22 protein-coding genes and 1 pseudogene are annotated in these 22,078 nt (G+C 62.1%); 11 read left to right on the forward strand and 12 right to left on the reverse strand.

Features of this window, described 5'->3' with window-relative positions; all coding sequences use genetic code 11:
- Window positions 1-69 precede the first annotated feature (69 nt).
- The 3 genes from C7I85_RS04620 (at window position 70) to C7I85_RS04630 (ending at window position 2,394) form a co-directional block, all read left to right on the forward strand.
- On the forward strand, window positions 70-885 hold the full coding sequence (locus tag C7I85_RS04620; protein WP_106722769.1) for a transporter substrate-binding domain-containing protein: 816 nt from the start codon (window positions 70-72) through the stop codon (window positions 883-885).
- 131 nt (window positions 886-1,016) lie between these two features.
- Entirely contained in the window at window positions 1,017-1,685 is a 669-nt protein-coding gene (locus C7I85_RS04625; protein ID WP_106722770.1) for an amino acid ABC transporter permease, read from the forward strand.
- Complete coding sequence (locus tag C7I85_RS04630) at window positions 1,672-2,394, forward strand: amino acid ABC transporter ATP-binding protein (RefSeq protein ID WP_106722771.1); 723 nt, start codon at window positions 1,672-1,674, stop codon at window positions 2,392-2,394. The genes C7I85_RS04625 and C7I85_RS04630 overlap by 14 nt, the downstream gene beginning before the upstream one ends.
- Window positions 2,395-2,655: 261 nt before the next feature.
- Here C7I85_RS04630 and C7I85_RS04635 read toward each other — a convergent pair whose 3' ends face one another.
- A complete protein-coding gene (locus C7I85_RS04635) occupies window positions 2,656-3,402 on the reverse strand; it encodes an isochorismatase family protein (RefSeq protein ID WP_245444808.1) in 747 nt (248 codons plus the stop codon).
- A 115-nt stretch (window positions 3,403-3,517) separates the two neighbouring features.
- Here C7I85_RS04635 and C7I85_RS04640 point away from each other — a divergent pair, with 115 nt between their 5' ends.
- Window positions 3,518-4,429 (forward strand): LysR substrate-binding domain-containing protein, encoded by a 912-nt coding sequence (locus C7I85_RS04640; protein WP_106722772.1) that lies wholly within the window; start codon window positions 3,518-3,520, stop codon window positions 4,427-4,429.
- A gap of 187 nt (window positions 4,430-4,616) precedes the next feature.
- On the opposite strand, the gene C7I85_RS04645 is transcribed toward C7I85_RS04640, so the two are convergent.
- The gene (locus C7I85_RS04645; RefSeq protein ID WP_106722773.1) at window positions 4,617-5,063 is read right to left on the reverse strand and encodes a hypothetical protein; all 447 of its coding nucleotides are present in this window, start codon (window positions 5,061-5,063) and stop codon (window positions 4,617-4,619) included.
- Between the two features lie 135 nt (window positions 5,064-5,198).
- Entirely contained in the window at window positions 5,199-5,453 is a 255-nt protein-coding gene (locus C7I85_RS04650) for a hypothetical protein (protein WP_106722774.1), read from the reverse strand.
- 386 nt (window positions 5,454-5,839) lie between these two features.
- Here C7I85_RS04650 and C7I85_RS04655 point away from each other — a divergent pair, with 386 nt between their 5' ends.
- Window positions 5,840-6,037, forward strand: coding sequence for a hypothetical protein (locus tag C7I85_RS04655; RefSeq protein ID WP_146148835.1), 198 nt, complete (start codon window positions 5,840-5,842; stop codon window positions 6,035-6,037).
- 152 nt (window positions 6,038-6,189) lie between these two features.
- Here C7I85_RS04655 and C7I85_RS04660 read toward each other — a convergent pair whose 3' ends face one another.
- From C7I85_RS04660 to C7I85_RS04700, 9 genes and pseudogenes are all read right to left on the reverse strand, one after another.
- A complete protein-coding gene (locus C7I85_RS04660; protein WP_106722776.1) occupies window positions 6,190-7,698 on the reverse strand; it encodes an aldehyde dehydrogenase family protein in 1,509 nt (502 codons plus the stop codon).
- A gap of 18 nt (window positions 7,699-7,716) precedes the next feature.
- Window positions 7,717-8,061 carry a cupin domain-containing protein gene (locus C7I85_RS04665; protein WP_106722777.1) on the reverse strand — a complete coding sequence of 115 codons (345 nt, stop codon included), beginning with the start codon at window positions 8,059-8,061 and terminating at the stop codon, window positions 7,717-7,719.
- Between the two features lie 31 nt (window positions 8,062-8,092).
- A pseudogene (locus C7I85_RS32235) lies at window positions 8,093-8,260 on the reverse strand (cupin domain-containing protein); the annotation flags it as partial.
- Window positions 8,261-8,451: 191 nt separating this feature from the next.
- Complete coding sequence (locus C7I85_RS04675) at window positions 8,452-8,802, reverse strand: cupin domain-containing protein (RefSeq protein WP_106722778.1); 351 nt, start codon at window positions 8,800-8,802, stop codon at window positions 8,452-8,454.
- Window positions 8,799-10,073 carry a glycosyltransferase gene (locus C7I85_RS04680; protein WP_106722779.1) on the reverse strand — a complete coding sequence of 425 codons (1,275 nt, stop codon included), beginning with the start codon at window positions 10,071-10,073 and terminating at the stop codon, window positions 8,799-8,801. The genes C7I85_RS04675 and C7I85_RS04680 overlap by 4 nt, the downstream gene beginning before the upstream one ends.
- A gap of 14 nt (window positions 10,074-10,087) precedes the next feature.
- Window positions 10,088-11,161: an ABC transporter ATP-binding protein gene (locus C7I85_RS04685; protein WP_106722780.1), complete on the reverse strand. Its 1,074-nt coding sequence runs from the start codon at window positions 11,159-11,161 to the stop codon at window positions 10,088-10,090.
- Window positions 11,158-11,952 (reverse strand): ABC transporter permease, encoded by a 795-nt coding sequence (locus C7I85_RS04690; RefSeq protein WP_106722781.1) that lies wholly within the window; start codon window positions 11,950-11,952, stop codon window positions 11,158-11,160. The genes C7I85_RS04685 and C7I85_RS04690 overlap by 4 nt, the downstream gene beginning before the upstream one ends.
- Entirely contained in the window at window positions 11,945-12,787 is an 843-nt protein-coding gene (locus C7I85_RS04695) for an ABC transporter permease (protein ID WP_106722782.1), read from the reverse strand. Before C7I85_RS04695 ends, C7I85_RS04690 begins: the two co-directional genes overlap by 8 nt.
- Before the next feature lie 90 nt (window positions 12,788-12,877).
- Window positions 12,878-13,942, reverse strand: a complete 1,065-nt coding sequence (locus C7I85_RS04700) for a polyamine ABC transporter substrate-binding protein (RefSeq protein WP_106722783.1) — start codon at window positions 13,940-13,942, stop codon at window positions 12,878-12,880.
- Between the two features lie 231 nt (window positions 13,943-14,173).
- On the opposite strand from C7I85_RS04700, the gene C7I85_RS04705 reads away from it, so the two are divergent.
- The 6 genes from C7I85_RS04705 (at window position 14,174) to C7I85_RS04730 (ending at window position 22,078) form a co-directional block, all read left to right on the forward strand.
- Window positions 14,174-15,112: a GntR family transcriptional regulator gene (locus tag C7I85_RS04705; RefSeq protein ID WP_106722784.1), complete on the forward strand. Its 939-nt coding sequence runs from the start codon at window positions 14,174-14,176 to the stop codon at window positions 15,110-15,112.
- A gap of 8 nt (window positions 15,113-15,120) precedes the next feature.
- Window positions 15,121-16,401 (forward strand): nucleotide disphospho-sugar-binding domain-containing protein, encoded by a 1,281-nt coding sequence (locus C7I85_RS04710; RefSeq protein ID WP_428832819.1) that lies wholly within the window; start codon window positions 15,121-15,123, stop codon window positions 16,399-16,401.
- A gap of 87 nt (window positions 16,402-16,488) precedes the next feature.
- Window positions 16,489-18,330: a patatin-like phospholipase family protein gene (locus C7I85_RS04715; protein ID WP_146148836.1), complete on the forward strand. Its 1,842-nt coding sequence runs from the start codon at window positions 16,489-16,491 to the stop codon at window positions 18,328-18,330.
- Between the two features lie 157 nt (window positions 18,331-18,487).
- Window positions 18,488-19,453: a galactofuranose ABC transporter, galactofuranose-binding protein YtfQ gene (gene ytfQ / locus C7I85_RS04720; RefSeq protein ID WP_181257085.1), complete on the forward strand. Its 966-nt coding sequence runs from the start codon at window positions 18,488-18,490 to the stop codon at window positions 19,451-19,453.
- Between the two features lie 106 nt (window positions 19,454-19,559).
- Entirely contained in the window at window positions 19,560-21,071 is a 1,512-nt protein-coding gene (gene ytfR / locus C7I85_RS04725) for a galactofuranose ABC transporter, ATP-binding protein YtfR (RefSeq protein ID WP_106722787.1), read from the forward strand.
- On the forward strand, window positions 21,068-22,078 hold the full coding sequence (locus tag C7I85_RS04730; RefSeq protein ID WP_428832820.1) for an ABC transporter permease: 1,011 nt from the start codon (window positions 21,068-21,070) through the stop codon (window positions 22,076-22,078). Before ytfR ends, C7I85_RS04730 begins: the two co-directional genes overlap by 4 nt.

Raw genomic sequence — 22,078 nt, forward strand, 5'->3', positions numbered from 1 at the left:
GAACGACATACCACTCTCGATTGTCGGCGCGTTTCAAAGCTGATCAACGCCCGCTGAAAGGAGATAGCCGTGAAGAACAAATCGCTCATAGCGCTTGCCGCGTCGCTTGCCTCCGGCCTCATGCTTACGTTCGGTACGCCGTCCGCGGCAATTGCGGCAGAGGACGCGACTAACATCGTCGTCGGCGCGGACACCACCTTCCCACCTTTCGAGACCGAGACGAACGGTGAGGTCACCGGCTTCGACATCGACATGATCAAGGCCATCGCCAAGGCCGAGAACATGACGCTCACCCTGAAGACGCTGCCGTTCAACGGGATCATCCCCAGCCTGCAGGCCGGCTCGATCGACGCGGCCGTCGCCGGGATCACGATCAAGTCCAGCCGCATGCAGAATGTCGATTTCAGCGACGCCTACTACAAGTCCGGACTTTCGATCCTGGTCAAGAAGGACTCCGACATCAAAGGTTTCGACGATCTGAAGGGCCATGTGGTTGCCACCAAGAAGGCCACCTCCTCGGTCGACTATCTCACCGACCACAATTTCTCGTCCGACTATATCAAGCAGTTCCAGAGCATCGACGCTGCCTATCAGGCACTCGAGACCGGCGGGGCCGACGCGGTCATCTTCGACAATCCGGTCAACATCGACTTCAAGACCAAGCACCCCAACGTGAAGACTGTGGGTCCGCTTCTGACGGGCGAATATTATGGCGTCGCCGTCAGCAAGAAAAGGCCCGAGCTCGTCGCCAAGCTCAATGACGGCCTGGCCAAGATCAAGGAGAACGGAGAATACAAGAAGCTCTTCGACAAATATTTCGGCGGCGATTTGAGCGGTGCGGTCGAAGGCGTGGAGAAGCCGGCCTCCGTCGCGGTCAAGGACTGAGGATTAGTCCGGCACCCGATCGAGAACCGACGGCTGTGCCGGATCGGGCCCGGAAAGTGCGCGGCACGAGATTGGCTCCGCGTGCTTTCTCGTCGATTGATGCGAGAGAAGGATAATTCGGGGGACGGTCCATGGAAGTCATCTGGCAAAACCTACCTGTAATCCTGGTTGGTCTGCGCTTGACGATCCAGTATTCGATCGTGGCCATCATCCTGATGGTGGTCATCGGCTTGATCGCGGCGCTGATGCGCCTTTCAAAGTTTGCGCCGCTGCGGTGGATCGCCACCGCCTATGTCGAGATTTTCCGATCGACTCCGCTTCTGGTGCAGCTTTTTTTCATCGTTCTGGGGCTGCCCGCCATCCTGCCGGTCAACGAATGGTTCGGGCAGTTGTGGTATCCGATCCTCGCGGCCGCGCTGACACTCAGCCTGAACGAAGGCGCCTACGTCACCGAGATCATCCGCGCGGGCATCCTCGGCGTCGACCGGGGCCAGAAGGAGGCAGCACAGAGCATCGGCATGAACGGCTTCCAGACGATGCGCTATATCGTCCTGCCGCAGGCGTTCAAGCGGATGATCCCACCGCTGGTCAACCAGGCCGCCCAGACGATCAAGGACACTTCGCTCCTGGCTCCGGTCGGCATCGCCGAACTGGTCTACAAGGGCGAGATCGTGATCGCGGAGACTTTTGCGTCCTTTGCGATCTGGGGCCTCATCGCGGTGCTCTATTTTATCCTTATATTCTCGCTGTCGAAGTTCTCGTCCTATCTGGAGAGGAGGCTTCAAGTTGATAAACGTTAGAGACCTGCACAAGTCCTTCGGCGACAATGAAATCCTCAAAGGGATAAGCACCCATGTGGAGGAAAAGGAAGTCGTCGTCGTCATCGGTCCTTCGGGAAGCGGCAAGAGCACATTCCTGCGCTGCCTGAACGGGCTGGAGACGGCAACAAGCGGCGAAATCGAAATAGCCGGAATGACGCTGACCGATCCCAAGACCAACATCCACAAGCTGCGCCAGCATGTCGGCATGGTCTTCCAGCAGTTCAACCTCTTCAAGCACCTGACCATCCTGGAGAACATCACGATCGGGCCGCGCAAGGTGAAGAAGATTCCGGCGGCGGAGGCCAACAGGATCGCGCGCGAGCTTCTGGCCAAGGTCGGTCTCGTGGGGAAGGAGGCGAACTACCCGGACGAGCTTTCCGGCGGCCAGCAGCAGCGCGTGGCGATCGCCCGTGCACTCGCGATGGGTCCGAACGTCATGCTCTTCGACGAGCCGACCTCCGCGCTGGATCCAGAAATGGTCGGTGAGGTGCTCCAGGTCATGAAGGCGCTTGCCGTCGAGGGAATGACGATGGTCGTGGTTACCCATGAAATGGGTTTCGCGCGCGAAGTGGGCCATCGGGTGGTCTTCATGGATGATGGCCTCATCCTCGAGGAAGGACCGCCCAGCGAGCTTTTCTCAAACCCGCAGAGAAACCGGACGAAAAGTTTCCTGGCAAAAATCCTGTAGCGCAGGAACTGCCACGCGTGCCGGCGGTGATTCGCATCGTCGATCCGGAACCCAGGCGTCTCCTTCTCATTCCAGCGCCGTGGCGCCGGACTGCCACCGCCCGGAAAGCCCCGCAGCCAAACCCTTGGCTTGGGCGGTCGGCTGTTCCTCTGGGCGAGAAGCAGCGTGATCCTCAGCCTGAAGCGGGCGAACAGCTCCAGCATATCGGTGGTCAAGCGAAGGTCTCGCTCAATGCCGGCAGCCGAAGCGGCGGCGTGGCTATCATTTGCCGTAGGCTTGAGCGATCTGACCGACGAGCGTGGCCCACGGCATGTCCATCGCGCCGTAGACTTCGACGGCTTCCGGCCGCGCGTTGTCCTTGAGTATCTCAACCATGAGGGTGGCGTAATCCGACAGAACGACACCAGCATTGGCCATGCGAAGAAGACCGGCCTGGCGCTTCGTTTCGCTGAAGGTGCCGGAAGCATCGACAGCCACATAGGCGTCCAGTCCCTTACCGACGGCGGTGATCGCCGGCAGCGCGGCGCATACTTCGAGCGATATGCCAGCGATAATCAGCTTCTTGCGACCAGTGGCTTCGATTGCGCGGGCCACGTGAGCATCGTCGAATGCGTTGACCGACGACCGATCGATGATCGTGACACCCGGCAAGGCCTCGACCAACTCAGGGAAGGTCGGCCCCCACATGCTGTCCCGCGCCGTGGTCGTCACGACGATCGGGAGCTTGAGCGCCTTGGCGGCTTTGGCCAGCGCAACGACGTTGTGTTTGAGCTCGCCCGTAGAGATGTCGCGTACGCCCGTCATGAGGCCAACCTGATGATCGACCAGGACAACCGCGGCGTTTTCCGAGGTAAGGGGCTCATATGGATGGTTTTGACCAGACATTTCTTTCTCCTGGGATTCGGACTTCTGGATTTCGCTGGCTGGCGAGCGAGCGGCGCCAAACATGACTGCCGCGAACTTTGGACGTCCCATGAAACCACCCTGGATTGCCAAAGCAGTTAACATTGAGCTTTCAGGTCTGAGTTGTCGCCAACGCCTTAAAACTATCGTCTGGCCCGTTGGCCGAAAAGCCGGCACTATACGAACTCAGCGTCCAATCAGTTGGATGATGAGGTGACCCGTGATTGACCTGAATGACTTCTTCTATTTCGTGCAGGTTGTGGATCGCGGTGGCTTCACCGCAGCCGGCCGGGCGCTCCGCGTTCCCAAATCGACGCTGAGTCATCGGATGCAGCAGCTCGAGGCCAATTTCGGCGTCCACCTTCTCAACCGAACGTCGCGCCACTTCAGCATGACGGACGCCGGCCAAGAGTTCTATCGGCACGCGGTGTCAATGTTGCGTGAGGCGGAGCAGGCAGAAACGGTCATTCGGCAGCGGCTCAAGGAGCCAAGCGGAACAATTCGCTGCACCGCCGCGGTGGCGACAATGCAGTTCGGCCTGAAGGACATCATCGCCGATTTCCTGATCCGCTACCCAAAGGTGAATCTCGTTGCGCATGCCACGGACCGCACAGTCGATATCGTGGGCGACAATTACGACATCGCTATTCGCGCGCATACGGACCCGCTTCCGGATTCGACACTTGTGCAACGGGCGCTCGCTCCGGCGCCTTGGTTCCTCTTTGCCGGCTCGGCTTATCTCGACCGTCATGGCCCGATCGAAGCACCGCAGGATCTCAAAGACCATGCAACGCTTTTCATGATGCGAACCGGCGTCGCGTTAGTCTGGCGGTTGCGCCATATCGGCCAGGCGCGAGCCGAATTGGTCATGTCCCTGAGCCCGCGCCTGCTCAGCGACGACATGATCGGTCTCAAGCAAGCGGCAATCGCCGGGCTCGGCATCGTCGCGCTCCCAGGTTACGTCTGCCGCGAGGAAGTCCAGATGGGAATACTGCGGAGGGTGTTGCCGGAGTGGATCGCGGGCGACTCCACCATCACCGCTCTCACGCCCTATCGGCAAGGGTTACTGCCATCGGTGCGGGTTTTCATTGATCATCTCGTTGGCGAATTCCCGAAGGTGGTCTTGCTATAGACCAGCAGGTCTCGATCTCGACAGGGCGGCGTGGATGCGCCTTCCGGCGTGAGGACATGGTCATCACCCTAGTCACCAACGCGCGCGCCAGTCCAATGGCCGACTTCGATCGCCGTCAAAATCGCGATGATGCCAACCAGAAAAATTGGGCCGCTACAATCCGATCGCGGCCAAAAGCTGGATTCAACTACTTCGCCGCCCCCGGCGACCGTGCCGAAGACGTGCCCTTACCGGTCGCTGCTGGCTCCATGAAGCCCATGACCGTTCCGCTCAACGTGCTGCCGGTCATAAGAATTGTGGCGCCGAGGATCAGAAGCCCTACGAGTGTGAGCACGCTGGGGTTGGTTCCCGCTGCCGCGAGGATACCGAGAACGATCGCGGCCCCCGAGAGGCACTGGAGGACTGCCGAACCTGCGGCCATTTCCCCAGCGACGAATTCGGCTGCCGAGACCGTCTGGGTGGCACCGTTTCGATACGAGGCCTGCTTTGCCCTATAGAGATGCCAGACGGAATTGCTGGTCAGAAGCAACGCGCCGCCAAACGCGATCACCGCTGCAGCCGTGAGCGTTTGCGAAGCGAGCCCGATAAGGGCAAGCACGCCGAGCACGATGCCGGCTGCACCCACCAGGAACAAGGCTGAAATGCCGCCGCCGCCCGTGAGTTCTTCGGTCGAACCTGTCGGCTAGCGAGGCTCGGTGAACGGTCCTCCCAGGAAACCACCGAGCCTCTGGCCGCTCCTGGTTCACTCGCCGAACTTGGGCCGATCTGCCTATCTCTCGGGCGCGCGCTGCTTTCCCAGATCGCCGCCTGGCAGGATCCGCCAGCCAGCGCGCTGTTCGATGTAGTGTTCAAGCGCGTCGGCCAACTGGGCTTCTTCGGTCATACCTTCCTGAAACTTTCGCATCAAAAAGCGGGCTGCTTCCTCCCTGGTTCGTGACGAACTCATTGGGAAGCGTGCCTCAGCGAGCACCCGCTTGATCTTTCCAAGGTCTGAAGGGGATAAGTATTCGTGGCTGCTCGGCATTTTTAACCTCCCGGGTCTTTTTCATCCCCCCGAGGGCGGCCGTTGCCCATACGCACATTCTGCGCCAACTCCTGCGGTAGCGTCCAGAAAATTCACGCGCATAAGTGCCTCGGAAACCTCACCAATAGCCCCTGAGCCTTAGCGTGCCGTATCATTTTCTTCCCATCTTGCTCGCTTGGCGGCTGCCCTGCCAAGCATCAGCGCCGCCTCCCAGGCAGCCGGCGGGTTTCCCTTTTTTGCGCAACGATCTTGCGTTTCGTAGCCAGGTCAAAACGTGCGTTGCCACCGGTCCAAAAGAGCGTAGCCTGCAGTACTATCGGCCAACTGTATGGGCGCCGGCGGTTGGAAGAGACCATCACGCTCTCGCCCGACTGTGGATGAAGCGCATGGCTAGCCAACACAAGGTATTCACCCCCGAACATCTCAACATCGTGCGGCGCGCTATCGAACGTGTCCGTCTGCAGCGTAGGCTACCTCGAACCGGCGCACAGACCGAGCGCCTTGCTTCTAAGGCGCTCGACCTCTTCAAGGCCGGCTACATCAGGGTGGAGGCGCTGGCCAGAGCCCTCAGAGAAGACGGCTGAGCCGGGAAGGTGAGATGCGCAAATTTCTGCCTTTCACCCCGAGCGACTGGCTGCTTTTCCCGCTGAAGTGCTGGACGCACTTGACGCCTTGATGCAGCGTTCTCCATCGCAACAGGTCAGGGCTTCCGACTGAAGTCATTCAACCGGCATCCTCAGACGTGCTTGCGGCCGCCGGTGTCGCGAAACCAGCTGTCGGGATAGGGATACCACCAGCCCTGGATCTCGGGCTTGTGGTCTATAATCACCATCTTCGAACGCCGGAAGGCATCGAGCCCCTGACGGCCGAGTTCACGGCCGAGGCCCGAGGCCTTCCAGCCGCCGAAGGGCAGGGCATCATTGTCGATCAGCGGATTGTTGACCCAGACCATGCCGGCCTCCAGTCGTTCGGCGGCCTCATGTGCTTCGGCGAGATCGGTGGTGAAGATGGAAGCACCGAGGCCGAAGGGGCTGTCATTAGCGAGCCTGATCGCCTCATCGAAGTCCCTGACGCGGCAGATCGCGGCGACCGGCCCGAAGCATTCCTCGCGGACGACCGCCATGTCAGGCGTGACGCCGGTCAGGATCGTCGGCTCGTAGAACCAGCCGGTGTTGTGTGCCGGCGGAATGCGCCCGCCTGTTACCGCCCTGGCGCCACGTGAAATCGCGTCGTTGACCAGCCGCATGACCTTCGCCCGGGCTGCCTCGCTGACCAGCGGGCCGATCTCGCTCCTGTCCAGCCCATTGCCGATGCGTAGCGCGCGTGTCTTTTCGGCGAACAGGTCGACAAACCTGTCGTGCACGGCATCGACGACGAAGAAGCGCTCGGCCGAGGTACAGACCTGGCCGCTGAGGTGGAAGGCCGCGGTGACGGATCCGGCCGCAGCCACATCCAGCGGCGCGTGCTGGCTGATGATCAAAGGATCGCTACCGCCGGCCTCGATCACGCAGGGTTTCATGCGCTCGGCGCAGGCAACCGCGACGGCCCTGCCGGCAGCGACCGACCCGGTGAAAGCAACCGCGTGAGTGCGCTCCGAGACGATCAACGCCTGTGCCGTACCGGCGCCTCCGGGCAGGCAGGAGACAAGACCTTCGGGCAGCGAGCGGAAGACCGTCATGTAGTCGAGCGTCGACAGCGTCGTCGCCTCGGCCGGCTTGATCACGCAAGCATTGCCGGCGGCAAGCGAGGCCGCCACCGTCCAGCACATCAAGAGGATCGGGAAGTTGAAGGGCATGATGTGGACGGAGACGCCATAGGGCTCGTAGCGTGCGTACTGGAATGAGCCTGTCTGCGTCGTGCCCGCCACCTTGCCGGCCTCGTCGCGTGCGATCTCTGCATAATAGCGGAAGATCGGCGCGCAATTGGCGATCTCACCGATCGCTTCCGGATAGGGTTTGCCCATCTCGCGCACCATCAGTTCGGCGCAGCCAGTGAAGTCAGCCGCCTCGATCGCGTTGGCGACGGCATGCAGATGTTTGGCGCGGCTCTTGGCGTCGAGCTTTTTCCATGTCGCCTGCGCCTTGGCGGCTGCAGTAAGCACGGCGTCGATCTCGTGATCGGTGGCGGAAGCGATGGCGCCGACGCTCTCCAGCGTCGCCGGATCGATCACCGGCCTCCTTCCACCAGCCATCGGCCGATATTCCGGATTGACGAAGAAAGCCGGTTGGTCAGGTAAAAACTGCATTGGATGGCTCCGACCGGCTCAGCGGATCATGTAGACCTTCTTGATCGTCTCATGGACAGTGCACACGCCCTTCCAGTCTTGCGGAAAGAACGCAGCCGTGTCTGGCTCGATTTCGATCACCTCGCCGGATTCATGCACATAGGTACAGCGCCCTTCGAGGAAGTGACAGAACTCGTCGTGGGTGACATGGCAATGCCACTTGCCGGGCGTGCAGACCCACAGCCCGCATTCGGAACGGCCTTCCGGGCCTTTGTGCAGCAGCTTGCCGGATGTGCGGGATTCGCCCTCGATCATGGTGGGGATGACGCCCCAGTCCACAAGGTCGGTGATGGCGAGCGGGGATTGCATAACGGGTGTGGTCATTGGTCTGTTCCTTGGAAATGTCTTATGCAGCTCACCGACACATGAAGACCTTGGTCAGCGTCTCGGTGATTTCGGAGGTGCCGGTCCAGCCGGCGGGAAAGAACACCAGCGTGCCGGCTTCGATCGGAATCCGTTCGCCATTCTCATGGACATAAGTTCCCCGGCCCGAGAGAAAATGGCAGAATTCATCGGCCTGGAAGGCGACGCTGCGAGTGCCCGGCGTGCAGGACCAGAGCCCGCATTCGCTCGACCCGTCCTCATGCTTGAAGAGGATCCTGCCCGAGGCGCGGGGCGAACCTGATATCGCGTTGGCACCGGCACCCCAGTCGTCAAGTGTCACGGTCGAGGCCTTCGGCCAATGTGCTGTCGGCATGTTGCGAAACTCCCCGGTCATGCCAGCATGTAGACGTTGCGCATGGTCTCGTGCACGGTGCATTCGCCTGTCCAGCCGGCCGGGAACATGACCACGCTTCCGGCTGCCACCTCGATCACTTCGCCAGTGTCCGATTTGTAGGTGGCACGACCCGCAACGAAGTGACACAGCTCGTCCCGGGGGATCGCCAGCCGCCAGCGGCCGGGCGTGCAGACCCAAATGCCGGATTCGGGTTGGTTGTTCGGCCCCTTGTGCACAAGCCGGCCGGTGGAGTGCGACGCCCCCTCCAGCGCGTCGGGCTGAGCGCCCCAGTCGACGAGATCGGTGCGGGTGGAGGCTTGGTGAAGATGTGGCGCGGAGGAAGTCATAGCAGCTTCTCCAACAGGTCAGCCGCCTTTTCCGGGCCGTTTTGCGAGCGCATCCGCGCCGACGTTTGCGTGAGCTTCGCCTTGATGGCCGGATTGGTTAGGCAGGTCTCGATTTTCGCGATCAGTTCGGCATCGCTCCAGTCATAGCGCGGCATTCCGAAGCCGTGGCCGGTCTCTTCGACTCGACTGGCATTGTCGTGGCCGTCCCAGACATAGGGCATGATGATCGCCGGCTTGCCGAAAAAGAGGCACTCGGTGAAGGAGTTGTTGCCGCCGTGGTGGATCACCGCGTCAACCTGCGGGATGACAGACGGCTGCGGAAACCAGCTTTCGATGATGACGTTGCCCGGTACATCCGCGTACTGGTCCTCGTAGCCACCGACATTGACCAGCGCCCGGTAGCGCGTCTTGCCGAGCATCGCGATGATGCGCTTCAGAAGATCGACATCGCCGGCGCCCAGGCTGCCGAAAGAGACGTAGAGCAGCGGCCCGTCATTGTTCTTCGTGAAGGCCGGTACGGTATAGGGCTGCTCTTGTCGGACGCAGCCTTCGAGATATTGGAATCTCGCAGGGTCGAGCGGATGGCGACGCTTGAACTTCGCCGCCTCTGGGTAGAGCAGCAGGTTGAGATAAGGCGAGGCTTCGAAGAACTGACCGACTGGATAGGACGCTTCGTTGTTGGTGGCGAGGAAGGCGTTGAAGTCGTCGTGGATCGGCTTGATCACCGCGTTGAAATGATCGCGGTAGCGCTTGTGCCCGGCATAGTCATCCTCGGCGCAGCCGGAGAGGTGAGGCGGGATGTCCTCGTCCTCGATTTCGTTCTCCGAGCATGAGATGACGCGCACCCATGGCTTGCCATACTGCTTGATCGCCGGAAACAGGATGACGTTGTCGACGCAGATCACATCGGGCTTGATATCAGCGAGAACGCGGGGCAGATCATTCTGCGCCCATTTGGCGCTGTCGACGATCGCCGTCCAGCAATCCTTCACATAGTTGTCGACCTGGTCGTAGGGCGACTTTCGGAAGTTCGGGATGTGACCATTGATGAAGTCCTCCCAGAACTTTGCCATTTGCTCGGGCGGCATCGGCTCGGAAAGGTTTACCGGATGGGCCTCGAAGCCATAGCCTTTGTAGACGTCGACGAAGCCAGGATCCGACAGGAATACCGCCTTGTGCCCGCGCGCCTCGACCGCTTGGGCGATACCAACCGAATTGAGCGCCGGGCCAAAAGCCGCTTCAGGAAAGAACGCGATCGTCTTCCGCGCCATGACTGTTTCCTCCATCAATCTGCGTAAATTCTGACATCGGCCGCGTCCCAGCCAAGCTCGACCTGATCGCCGGCCGAGACCGGCTGGCGATCAACGGCATCTGCGGTGACACGCACCAGGAAGGGCTTGTCGGACAGCGGCGTGCGGACGTGGAGCTGCAGGTCGAGCCCCTGGTAGGCCAACGCCTCGACAGTGCCAGCGACACGGTTGGCGGTTTCGGGCGAGGGAAAGAGCCGGATACGCTCGGGCCTTACAGCGGCAACGGTAGCAACTCCGGGCGAAAGCATGTTCGGAACCTTGCCGGCAATCTTCACGCCGTTGGAGGTCAGCACGCCATCGGCGGTGGCCTTTCCCTGCAGAAAATTCGTTACGCCGATGAAGTCGGCAACGAAGCGGTCGCAAGGATGCTCGTAGACCGCTCGTGGCGCATCGCATTGCAGCAGGCGGCCATCCTTCAACACCGCAATGCGGTCGGCCATGACCAGCGATTCCTCCTGGTCGTGGGTAACGATCACGAAGGTGATGCCGACTTCGTTCTGCAGGCGCTTCAACTCGAGCTGCATGGCGCCTCGCAATTTCTTGTCGAGCGCGCCGAGCGGCTCGTCGAGCAGCAGCAGGCGCGGCCGCTTCACCAGCGCGCGGGCCAGCGCCACGCGCTGCCTCTGGCCGCCGGACAGTTGTTCCGGCTTGCGGTCGGCGAAGGACACGAGCTCGGTCGTCGTCAGGATCGCGTCGACACGGGAACGGATTTCCTTTGCCGGCAAGCGTTCCATCTCAAGGCCGTAGGACACATTGGCCCTGACGCTCATATGCGGAAACAGCGCGTAGGACTGGAACATCAAATTGACTGGCCGCTTGTTGGGCGGTGTCCTGGTGATGTCACGCCCGTCGAGCAGGATGCGGCCATCGCTCGGGGGCTCGAAGCCGGCGAGCATGCGCAGCAGCGTGGTCTTGCCGCAGCCGGAGGGACCGAGCAGCGCGAAGAATTCGTTCTCACGGATATCGAGCGAGATGTCCTCGACCGCCTTAACGCGGCCGAAGCTCTTCGACACGCGATCGATCGACAGCAAGGTGCGCGGTTCGTTCATTGACCGATGACCTCGCGATTGAGTCGCTGCGACAGGGTCAGCGCTACGACGCTGACCGCCATGACGATGGTCGCCAGCGCGTTGATCTCAGGTGTGATGCCGAAACGGATCATCGAATAGATCTGGATCGGCAGCGTGGTCGAGGCCTTCCCCGCGCCGGCGGTGAAGAAGGCGATGATGAACTCGTCGACCGAAAGCGTGAAGGCAAGCAGCGCGCCGGCTACCACGGCGGGGAGAATGACCGGCAGTGTCACCCGCCGGAACGTGGTGATCGCGGACGCGCCGAGATCGGCGGAGGCCTCGACGATCGACCAGTCGAAATTCTTCAGCCGCGCGCGCACCACCGAGCAGACGAAGGCGAGATTGAAGACGACGTGGGCGACGATGATGGTCTGCAGGCCCATGGTAACGTTGAGCATCGAGAAGAAGCTGAGCAGGGCGATGGCCAGAACGATGTCGGGAATGATCATCGGTGCGAAGATCAGCGCCTCCAGCCCCTTGCCGAATTGCCGGCGCATCTCGACGCCGATCGCGAGCAGTGTGCCGAGCAACGTCGCGATCGTGGTGGAGATCAGCCCCACGATTAGCGTGTTGAGGCCCGCCGACAGGATCGCGGAATTACCTGCGAGCGAGGCGTACCATTTCAGCGAAAAGCCGGACCAGGCCGTCGGCAGCCCGGCATTGTTAAAGGACAGTGCCACAAGCACTGCAATCGGGATGTAAAGGAAGGCGAAGACCAGGGTAAGCACGAGCCAGAGCGCGCGCCGCGTGCCGGGGGAGCGCTCAGCCATCGGCGCCTCCACGCGCCTCGATCGTCCGGCCGGCGGCGCGGTCGGCGAATTGCGACTGCGCCATCAGAACCAGCAGCATGACAGCGATCAGAGCGATCGCCAATGCAGCGCCGAAGGGCCAGTCGTTAACAGTCAGGAACTGGTCATAGACAAGGTTGCCGATCATCTGGAAACGGCCGCCGCCGAGCAGAGCGGGCGTGACGAAATTGCCGATCGACAGCACGAAGACGAAGACCGCGCCGGCGGCGATGCCCGGCACGGTCAGCGGTAGGATGATGCGCCGGAAGGTGGTTACTGACGATGCGCCGAGATCGCGCGATGCCTCACCCAGCTCAGGGTTCAGGCGAGACAGCGGCGCGTAACAGGCGAGGATAACGAAGGGCAGGTAGTTGTAGACGAGGCCGGCGATGACGGCACCCTCGGTATAGAGCATCGACGGCGGCTCGCCGGTGTAGCCCACCCATCGCAGGAGCTGCGTGATTAGGCCTTCCCGGTTGAGCAGTACAATCCACGCATAGGTGCGGATCAGGTAGTTCGACCAGAACGGCAGCACGGCGAAGAACAGGAAGACCGGCTGCAGCCGACGAGGCGCAGCGGCGATAGCATAGGCGGCGGCATAGCCGATGATAACGGCGATGCCCGTTGCGGTGCCGGCGATGTACGCCGATTTGAGAAAGATCCGCGCATAGAGCGGGTCGAACACCAGCCCGAAATTCTCCAGCGTGACGGTGTACTCGATGCCGCCATAGATGCCGCGCCGGAAGAAGGCGAGTGTCAACACCAGCGCGCAAGGCACCACCATTAGGGCGGTGAGCCATGCCAGCGCCGGCGCCATCAGCAATGAGGAGCGAAATCTAGTTTGGGGCACGTTGCGGTACCGTTCAGTAGCTGGCTGATGAACGCCGATCTCTTGCCGTGATTGCGCCTACTGGGCGGCCTTGATCTCGCTGACGATTTTTGCGTAGTCGCGCTGGGCATTGCCGACGTCGCGCAGTTGCTCGAATTTGACGAGATCGGCGACCGGCATGGCCATGTTGGGAAACTTGGCGAGGAAATCGGCCGGCAGACTTTCCATCGCCGGCTTGTTCGGCACCTTGTAGTCGATGTTCTGTGCCGCCCAGGCGTGGTTCTTGGCGTCGAGCATGAAGTTGATGAATTTGAAGGCTGCGTCCTTGTTCTGCGACGCCTTCATCACCACCATCGTGTCGACCCAGAGGTCTGAACCTTCCTTGGGGATGACGTATTTTATCTCGGGCTTCTCGGCGATGCCGTAGTTGCACCAGCCATCCCAGGCCTGCACCATCAGCGCCTCTCCGGAAACCAGCTTGGAGTAGAAGGTGGTATCGTCATAGGCGAGCAGGTTCTTCTTGGCCGAGATCAGGAGGTCCTTGACCTCAGCGAGCTTGGCGGGATCGGTTTCGTTGACCGAAAACCCTTTGTCGAGCTGGCCGGCGGCAAGTAGCCAGCGGTCTGTCGCCAGCATTGTCGTCTTACCCATGAGGTCGTCGGACGGCACGAGCAAATCGTTCCAGCTGGTCGGGGCCTCCTTCACCAGATCCGAACGGTAGCATAGGCCGGTTGTGCCCCAAGTGTAGGGGACGGAGAAGCTGTTGCCGACATCGTGGGGAAGCTTCGTCGCCTCAGGATAGAGGTTGGCGAGATTGGGGATCTTCGCATGGTCCATCGGCTCAGTCAGGCCGAGCTTGTTCAGCACCTCGGCGAAGGGCGATGAGACGAAGATCACGTCGTAGCCCTTGCCGCCGGAGGCGACGAGCTTGCCCATGATCTCCTCGTTGGTGGCATGCACCACGACTTCGCCGGAAACGCCGGTTGCGGTCTTGAATGCCTCCATGGCGTCGGGCGCCATGTAGCCGTCCCAATTGGAGACGACGAGGTCGGCGGCAGCGGCCGGCGTCGAAAGCGCCAGCGCGATGCCGAGCGCGATTGATGACGTTTTGGACGAACGGTACCGCGGGTCGGTGGCGGTCATGACGGACTCCCATTCCGATTGATCGTCGATATCACTGTCGGACCGGCGCTCGCGCCAGGCTGCGGTCTCGGTCCTGTTCCCTCCGGTCTTTTTGCCGGTCTGGTAGACAGTACTATTGCGGAAAAAAGAACGTCAATCCATAATTTGACAGGTGGCCGTGGAATCTGTCCGGTTGCGCCCGTAGGGACGATCGGTCAAACCATCACGGTCATGTCCGTCACGAGAAGTTCCATGCAAGCGGCAGCCCGGCGACCTCGCACCAACCATCTTGATCTCGCGCAGCGCATCCTGGACGTGGCGCGGCAGTGCGGTTTCGAGCGCGGTGCCCACTTGCCGGAGCAGCAGATCGCGTCGCTCTGTAATGTCTCGCGCACGCCGGTGCGCGCGGCGCTACGCCTGCTTGCGGAACAAGGCGTCGTGCATTGGGAAGCTGCAGCCGGATATAGTCTGGCCATCGACGCCACCGCACCGGCGGCCATTGCCGCCGAGCTCCCCGCAAGCGCCGAGGATGAGCTGGTCGAAGCGATCCTGCGCGACCGGTCAGCCCGAAGGCTGGATCAGACCGTCACCGTCAGCGGGCTCATGCGACGCTATGGTGCTGAACGCAAGACGGTACTAAAAGCGCTTCAAAGACTGACCGAAGAAAATCTTCTCGATCGCGCGCCAGGGCAATCCTGGCTGTTTCGGCGCGCACCGGACAATCCGGAGGCGCAGGGTGAGAGCTCTGAGTTTCGCCTGCTACTGGAACCCGCCGCGATCCTGACGCCCGGGTTCCGGCTCGATGGTGCGCGCGCGACAGCGTTGCGACAAGGAATGGAGGCGTTGGCGGCGCTGCCGGACGCGGCATTCGATATCAGGGAGTTCCAGCGGCTCGACATCGATTTCCACGGCATGATCGCCGATGGATCGGCCAACCGTTTCATCGCCGACGCTCTCTCCGACCACTTGCGACTGCGCCGGTTGCCCGGCATCTATGTGGGCGTCAATGTCTACAGGCTGAAGCAATCGCTGCGCGAGCACCTAGCCATACTCGACCATCTGGAAAGCTTGCAGTACGAAGTGGCAGCCGACCTGCTGCGCGTCCATCTACGGTTGTCCCGCAACCAGCGGCCGCAGGCGGCCAGCCGTGGGGCGCCGGCGTTGTTCGGCATGATCGTCCGGCCGGGTTGACCAGGACCATGCATAAGGCAAACCCGACCATCGTGCTCTTTCCCGAAGCGAGCTTTGGCGCGGCGCTCAATTGCGTCGGCATCGCGCAGGCGTTGCGTGCCCGGGGCGCGCGGCCGGTGTTCATTTGCCATGCCGGCTTCTCCGGCGTGTTCGCCGACTATGGATTCCAGGAATACCAGCTACCGACCAAGGACCCTCTGAGTGCCAGCGAACGCCAGAGCTACTGGCAAGCCTTCGTGCGCCGCCATCTGCCGCATTTCCGGCTCAGTCCAGCCGACCAGCTCGAAACCTATGTCGCGCCGACCTGGGAGGCGATCGTGGACACAGCGGTCAGTGCCGAGGCTCCGCTCAGGCAATTGCTGGCGCAGCTGAAGCCCGATGCCGTGGTGCTCGACAATGTCATAATGTTTCCGGCGATCGCCGCCTCCGGGTACCCCTGGGTGCGTGTCGTCTCCTGTGCCGAAACCGAGCTCCCTGATGCCCGCGTGCCGCCCTACTTGTCCGGGCTTGCCGCCGACGACGCCGGCCGCGCCGCCTTCGAGGCGCATTATCTCGCGGCCGTTGCCCCGGCGCATGAGCGGTTCAATCGGCTTCGCGCCGATGCCGGCCTGCCACCCTTGCCGAAGGGATCGTTTCTCGAGGTCTCGCCCGATCTCAACTTACTGCTGACGCCGTCGATCGTACGTCGCGAACGCGCCGCCCCGCTCGACCCTGCGCGTTTCATCTATCTCGAAGGATGCGTCCGTTCCGAAGGGCCGTTCGAGGTGCCTGTCTTTCCGCGTAATGGCGGGCCGCTGGTGTATCTCAGCTTCGGCAGCCTCGGCGCCATGGATGTCGGCCTGATCGAACGCATGCTGACCGTCTTTGACCGGCTGCCGGCGCGGTTCCTCGTCAATGTGGGGGGCTTGCGCGACGCCTATCGCGCGGTCCCCGACAACGTCCATCTCGATGCCTGGTTTCCGCAGCCTTCGGTGGTGGGGAAGTCCGACCTGTTCATTCATCACGGCGGAAACAACAGTTTCTGCGAGGCGCTGCGCTTCGGCGTGCCCTCGCTGATCATGCCCTATTGCTGGGATGGGCACGACAACGCGCAACGCGCCGAGGAAACCGGCGTCGGCCGCCACCTAAGCCGAGACGGCTGGACCGAGGAGGTTCTGGAGCGGACCATTCTCGGCCTACTAGCCGACGATGCGATGCGTGCCCGCCTGGCAGAAAATGCAGCCGACATGGCGTCGAGACCCGGAACGGAGATGGCCGCCGAAGCGATCCTCTCTCTGTTGCGGACGTGACCGAACGCCTGAAAGCTATACCATCCACGTGAGGCGACCTAGCGTGGGATAAGTGAGCTGCAGCGCTTGAAGCCTGACACGAACGGCGTGCTGCGCGGCAAGGCCCTGCGGATCATTGAATTCCTGAAGCCGCTGTTGGACCGCGCGGTATACCTGCCGAGCAGCGCTTTCCGTGTCAGAACAGACGGCCGCTGTTCTCTGAGGCGATGCAGATGGACGGCGATGGCGCAGCGGTTCAGACCGGCACATGTTCGGTTTGAACGCGTGGCGTTGAGGAACCGCTGCGCAGGGGGAGACGGACCGGCCCGGCACGTAGCAGGCGCTCGCAAAAAAATCTTTTGCGCCGTCGATCATGCAAGGCTGCTGCAATTGAAGGACCGGAAAGTCCGTGTCGCTCTCTGCCAATCCAGCGCCGGGAGGGCAGTTGCAACGTTCCCGACACCGATGATGATTGCCTTTCTTTCACGACGACCCAACCCTCGCCGATTGCTTTTGCTGGTAACACCACGACGTCTAAAGCGCCGACCACGCTTCGGAGCGCTTCTGGCGCTGGCCTGCTTCCTTGCCGCATGCGCCGCGCCCGACACGCGCCCGACCAACGCGCCGCTCGAGCTTGTTACGGGAGCCATCCCGACAACCAGTCCGGCGCGGGGAGGCGATGTGGCGATCGTGCTCGCCCTCTCCGGCGGCGGCGCCCGTTCTGCCGCTTTCGGCTATGGCGTTCTCGCCAGCCTCGCTCGTGAGCCATCGACTGTCGCCGGCCGCAGCCTGGCGGATGATGTCGCCGTGGCGGCAGGCGTGTCTGGGGGCGCGATGCTGGCTTCCTACTTCGCCCTGTACGGCCCGGCGGGATTGCCCGGCTTTCGGCGCGACTTCCTCGCGCGCAATGCCGAGGCTTCGCTGCGCACCAGCCTTAGCCCCGCAAACTTGCTGCGTGGCTATCGCGGCGGCGTCAATGATCGCAACGGGCTGCCTCGTTGGCTGGACGCCAATCTCTACCATGGCGCCACGTTGGGAATGCTGGATCGGCCCGGACGTCCCAAACTGGTGATCCACGCCACCGACCTCTACAATCGTGCGCCCTTCATCTTCGATCGCGCTTCCTTTGCCGCCATCTGCAGCAATTTCAACGACTACCCGCTGGCCTATGCCGTCGCCGCGTCTGCCGCGGTGCCGGTCGCTTTCGCACCAATCACGCTGCGCAACTACCGGTCGAAATGTCCGCCGGATGTTGAGGTCGCCAAAGTAGCAGCCGTCCGGTCGGAAAACCACCCGGCGACGCTGGTGGAGCAGCAATACCGGGAGTCTCTCGACCGCTATCGCAGTGCCGACGACCTCAATTTTCTCAAGCTCTATGATGGCGGGCTCGTCGATGGCATCGGCACGTCGACGCTTCTGCATCTCGTGAACCGGGGAGCGCCCGAGCCGTTGCCGGCGGAGACGGCGAGCAGGGTCCGGCATCTGCTCTTCGTCGTCGTGGACGCCTCCACCCGTCTTGGCGGAAGCCTTTCCGAGACGCCCGACAGCCCCTCTGGCAAGGAAGCGATCGTGGCGGCCACGGATGCCTTGATGAACGTTCCCAACCTCCAAAGCTTCGACGAACTGCGTCGCCGCCTGCCGTCCTGGCGGCAGGAAGTGGTGAGATGGCGTTGCCAAAAGGCGGGGGACCGGGCCTCTTGTCGCGACCTCGACGTGTCGATCGTGCGGGTCGCCCTCGCGGATGTCCAGGAGCCGGCCACGGCGCGGCGCATCCTCGCCCTGCACAACACGCTCGCTCTCAAGCCGCAGGACGCAGCTTTTCTGAGCGATCTCGGGGGCCGCCTCCTGGTCCAGCAACCCGCTTATCGCCGCTTCCTAGAGCGTCTGGGCTCGCGACTTAATTCGCCGTCCCACGAAGCGAGGGAGCGTGCCGCCGGCCAGTCCCTTTAGGTTACGGGACGCCACCACAAGCGGTGATTGGCTTGGCCATGCGGATGCTTCTGCCAATGACACGCACATCCCTTGAAAAAGTCATACTATATTAGTATACGACTTTACGGCCGTCGTGGAGGAACCTCGGTCGGTCATTGTTTCTGGGAGGTTGCTTATGATCAATGTTCTGAAGTCCATTGTTCTTGGTTCAACAATCGCAGCGGCCCTCGCGGGTTCGGTCAGCGCCGCGAGCCTGACGGTAGGCTTTTCGCAGATCGGCTCGGAATCCGGCTGGCGTGCGGCCGAGACCAGCGTCACCAAACAGCAGGCGGAGAAGCGCGGCGTCGATCTCAAATTCGCCGATGCCCAGCAGAAGCAGGAGAACCAGATCAAGGCGATCCGTGGCTTCATCGCGCAGGGTGTCGACGCCATCCTGGTGGCACCGGTGGTGGCCACCGGCTGGGAAGCCGTGCTGCAGGAAGCCAAGGATGCCGACATTCCCGTCATGCTGCTCGACCGCGGCATCGATGGCTCTCCCGACCTCTATATGACCATGGTCGCCTCCGACCAGGTGCTCGAAGGCAAAGTGGCCGGCGAGTGGCTGGTGAAAGAAGCCGCCGGAAAGGAATGCAACGTCGTCGAACTCCAGGGTACAACCGGCTCTTCGCCGGCTATCAACCGAAAGAAGGGTTTTGAGGAGGCGATTGCCGGTACTCCGACGGTCAAGATCATCCGTAGCCAGACCGGTGACTTCACTCGCGCCAAAGGCAAGGAAGTCATGGAGGGCTTCCTCAAGGCAGAGAACGGCGGAAAGAACATCTGCGCGCTCTACGCCCACAATGACGACATGGCAGTCGGTGCCATCCAGGCGATCAAGGAAGCGGGCCTGAAGCCGGGCACCGACATCAAGGTCGTGTCGATCGACGCCGTGCCGGACATCTTCAAGGCGATGGCCGACGGCGAAGCCAACGCCACGGTCGAACTGACCCCGAACATGGCCGGTCCCGCTTTCGACGCTCTCGAAAAGTTCAAGGCCGACGGCACCCTGCCGCCCAAGCAGATCATCACCGAGTCCAAGCTCTATACCCAGGCCGACGACCCGATGAAGGTCTATGAGGAAAAGAAGGGCCTCGGTTACTAATATCCTCCCCAGACGGCCGGCTGCACCAGCAACCGGCCGTCAGACCGATCGAAACGCATCCCGGCTGGGCCGGGCTGAAATTGCGCCGGCGAGCGGAGGATAAACATTGAGCAATCCCGATCTGCTCACGGCCAGGGACATCCGCAAGTCCTTCGTGGGGTTCAAGGCGCTGGACAGCGTCGACTTCTCCGTTCGCGCAGGCGAAATCCATGCGCTGCTTGGCGAGAATGGCGCCGGCAAGTCGACGCTCATCAAGGTTCTGACTGGGGTGCTGAGGGCGGACAGCGGCACGTTCGAGCTGAATGGCGACCCGATTACCGTGCGTGACACGCTCCATGCCCAGCAGCTCGGCATCGGCACGGTCTATCAGGAGGTCAACCTGCTGCCGAACCTGACCGTCGCGGAAAACCTCTATATCGGAAGGCAGCCCAAACGGTTCGGACTGGTCGACACCCGCGCGATGCACAAGATGGCGCGCGCTTTGCTGGCCGACTACGACATCGACATCGATGTCGGCGCGCAGCTCTCCAGCTTTTCCGTGGCAGTCCAGCAACTGGTCGCCATCGCCAGGGCCGTCGACATGTCCGGCTCGGTGCTGATCCTCGATGAGCCGACAGCCAGCCTGGACCGGCACGAGGTGGAGCTTCTGTTCGGCGTGCTGCGAAAGCTGCGTGACCGGGGGCTGGGCATCGTCTTCATCACCCATTTCCTAGATCAGGTCTACGCGATCAGTGACCGCATCACGGTGCTGCGCAATGGGCGGCTCGTCGGCACGCGCGAGACGGCGTCACTGCCGCGCGTCGAACTGGTGTCGATGATGCTGGGGCGCACTTTGGCCGCCGCGACCGAGCATGGGCGTCGTGATGCGCCGCCGCATTCCTCGCGGCGGATCGCTTTCCACGATTTCGGCCGCGACCGTTCGATCGCGCCCTTTGACATGACCATTCACGCTGGCGAGGTTGTCGGCGTTGCCGGCCTTCTCGGATCGGGCCGCACGGAGACAGCGCGGCTGATGTTCGGCATCGACCTTGCCGACTGCGGCACGATCGGCATCGACGGCAAGCCGGTGAAGATCGCTTCGCCTCGCGACGCCGTGCGGCTGGGTTTCGGGCTCTGCCCAGAAGACCGCAAAGCCGATGGCATCATTGGCGATCTGTCGGTGCGCGAGAACATCGCGCTGGCCCTTCAGGCGCGCCGAGGTTGGCTAAGGCGCATGTCGACGAGTGACCAGACCGAGCTTGCGAACCGCTTCGTCAAGGCGCTCGACATTCGCACCACCGATATCGAGAAGCCGGTAAAGCTTCTGTCGGGTGGCAACCAGCAAAAGGTCATCTTGGCGCGCTGGCTGGCCACTTCACCGCGCTTCCTGATCCTCGACGAGCCGACGCGCGGCATCGATGTTGGCGCCCATGCCGAGATCATCGAACTCATCAACAAGCTTTGCGACGAGGGGCTGGCGCTGCTTGTCATTTCCTCGGAGCTGGAGGAAATCGTTGCCTATTCGACGCGGGTCCGCACCCTGCGTGACCGGGCGCATGTCGGAGAGTTGACGGGTGCGGAGATTTCCACCGGCAGCATCATGCAGGCGATAGCCGCCGATCCGGGAGGGGCCAAATGAGGAAGTTCATGCCCGGCCTTCGCAAGGCGGCGCCGCAACTCGTCAGCTTGGGCGTGATCCTGTTCTTCAACTGGCTGGCCTTTCCCGGCTTCTTCGATCTACGCATCCAGGACGGCCGACTGTTCGGCAGCCTGATCGACGTGCTCAACCGCGGCGCGCCGGTTGCGATCCTGGCCATCGGCATGACTGCGGTCATCGCATCGAAGGGTGTCGATTTGTCAGTCGGCGCCGTGATGGCGATGGCCGGCGCGGTGGCGGCAACCATGACCGTGGCAGGGCATCCGCCTCCCATCGTGCTGCTTTCGGCGCTCGCTGTCGGTGTCGCTTGCGGCCTGCTCAACGGTCTTTTGGTGGCCGTACTGGAACTGCAACCGATCGTCGCGACGCTGATCCTCATGGTGGCGGGGCGCGGCATAGCGCAGCTTATCACCGAGGGCGTCATCGTCACCTTCAACGATCCAGGCTTGATCTTCGTCGGAACCGGCGCATTCCTGGATCTGCCGATGCCGGTGGTGCTTGCCGCAGCGCTCGCGCTCCTTGCCGTGCTCGTCGTCAGGAGAACGGCGCTTGGCATGCTCATCGAATCCATCGGCGTGAACCGCAGCGCATCGACCTATGCCGGCATCAACAGCCGGCTTTTGATCATCATCGTCTACGCATTCAGCGGGTTTTGCGCGGCACTCGCCGGCATCATCGCAGCCGCCGACATTCGCGGCGCGGACGCCAACAATGCCGGACTGTGGCTGGAACTCGACGCGATCCTCGCCGTGGTCATCGGCGGCACATCGCTTCTGGGAGGGCGCTTCTCCATCCTGATGTCGGTTCTTGGCGCGATCATCATACAGGCCATGAACACCGGTATCCTGATCTCCGGCTTTCCGCCGGAATACAATCTCGTAGTCAAGGCTTGCGTGATCATATTGATCCTGCTCGCGCAATCTGCCTCGCTCGGCGGAGTCGCCTGGTTGCCGCGCCGGATTCCGGCGGCGAAGTCGAAGGAGGCATAG

It is taken from the genome of Pseudaminobacter soli (ex Li et al. 2025), from assembly GCF_003012705.1.
Taxonomy (GTDB): Bacteria; Pseudomonadota; Alphaproteobacteria; order Rhizobiales; family Rhizobiaceae; genus Pseudaminobacter; species Pseudaminobacter soli.

Coding starts and splice junctions, on each gene's coding strand:
- C7I85_RS04705 (WP_106722784.1), top strand. CDS start 14,174: ATGCAAGCGGCAGCCCGGCGACCTCGCACCAACCATCTTGATCTCGCG.
- C7I85_RS04730 (WP_428832820.1), top strand. CDS start 21,068: ATGAGGAAGTTCATGCCCGGCCTTCGCAAGGCGGCGCCGCAACTCGTC.
- C7I85_RS04685 (WP_106722780.1), bottom strand. CDS start 11,161: ATGAACGAACCGCGCACCTTGCTGTCGATCGATCGCGTGTCGAAGAGC.
- C7I85_RS04660 (WP_106722776.1), bottom strand. CDS start 7,698: ATGCAGTTTTTACCTGACCAACCGGCTTTCTTCGTCAATCCGGAATAT.
- C7I85_RS04655 (WP_146148835.1), top strand. CDS start 5,840: ATGGCTAGCCAACACAAGGTATTCACCCCCGAACATCTCAACATCGTG.
- C7I85_RS04710 (WP_428832819.1), top strand. CDS start 15,121: ATGCATAAGGCAAACCCGACCATCGTGCTCTTTCCCGAAGCGAGCTTT.
- C7I85_RS04680 (WP_106722779.1), bottom strand. CDS start 10,073: ATGGCGCGGAAGACGATCGCGTTCTTTCCTGAAGCGGCTTTTGGCCCG.
- C7I85_RS04690 (WP_106722781.1), bottom strand. CDS start 11,952: ATGGCTGAGCGCTCCCCCGGCACGCGGCGCGCGCTCTGGCTCGTGCTT.
- C7I85_RS04700 (WP_106722783.1), bottom strand. CDS start 13,942: ATGACCGCCACCGACCCGCGGTACCGTTCGTCCAAAACGTCATCAATC.
- C7I85_RS04665 (WP_106722777.1), bottom strand. CDS start 8,061: ATGACCACACCCGTTATGCAATCCCCGCTCGCCATCACCGACCTTGTG.
- C7I85_RS04625 (WP_106722770.1), top strand. CDS start 1,017: ATGGAAGTCATCTGGCAAAACCTACCTGTAATCCTGGTTGGTCTGCGC.
- ytfQ (WP_181257085.1), top strand. CDS start 18,488: ATGATCAATGTTCTGAAGTCCATTGTTCTTGGTTCAACAATCGCAGCG.
- C7I85_RS04650 (WP_106722774.1), bottom strand. CDS start 5,453: ATGCCGAGCAGCCACGAATACTTATCCCCTTCAGACCTTGGAAAGATC.
- C7I85_RS04675 (WP_106722778.1), bottom strand. CDS start 8,802: ATGACTTCCTCCGCGCCACATCTTCACCAAGCCTCCACCCGCACCGAT.
- C7I85_RS04635 (WP_245444808.1), bottom strand. CDS start 3,402: ATGTTAACTGCTTTGGCAATCCAGGGTGGTTTCATGGGACGTCCAAAG.
- C7I85_RS04695 (WP_106722782.1), bottom strand. CDS start 12,787: ATGGCGCCGGCGCTGGCATGGCTCACCGCCCTAATGGTGGTGCCTTGC.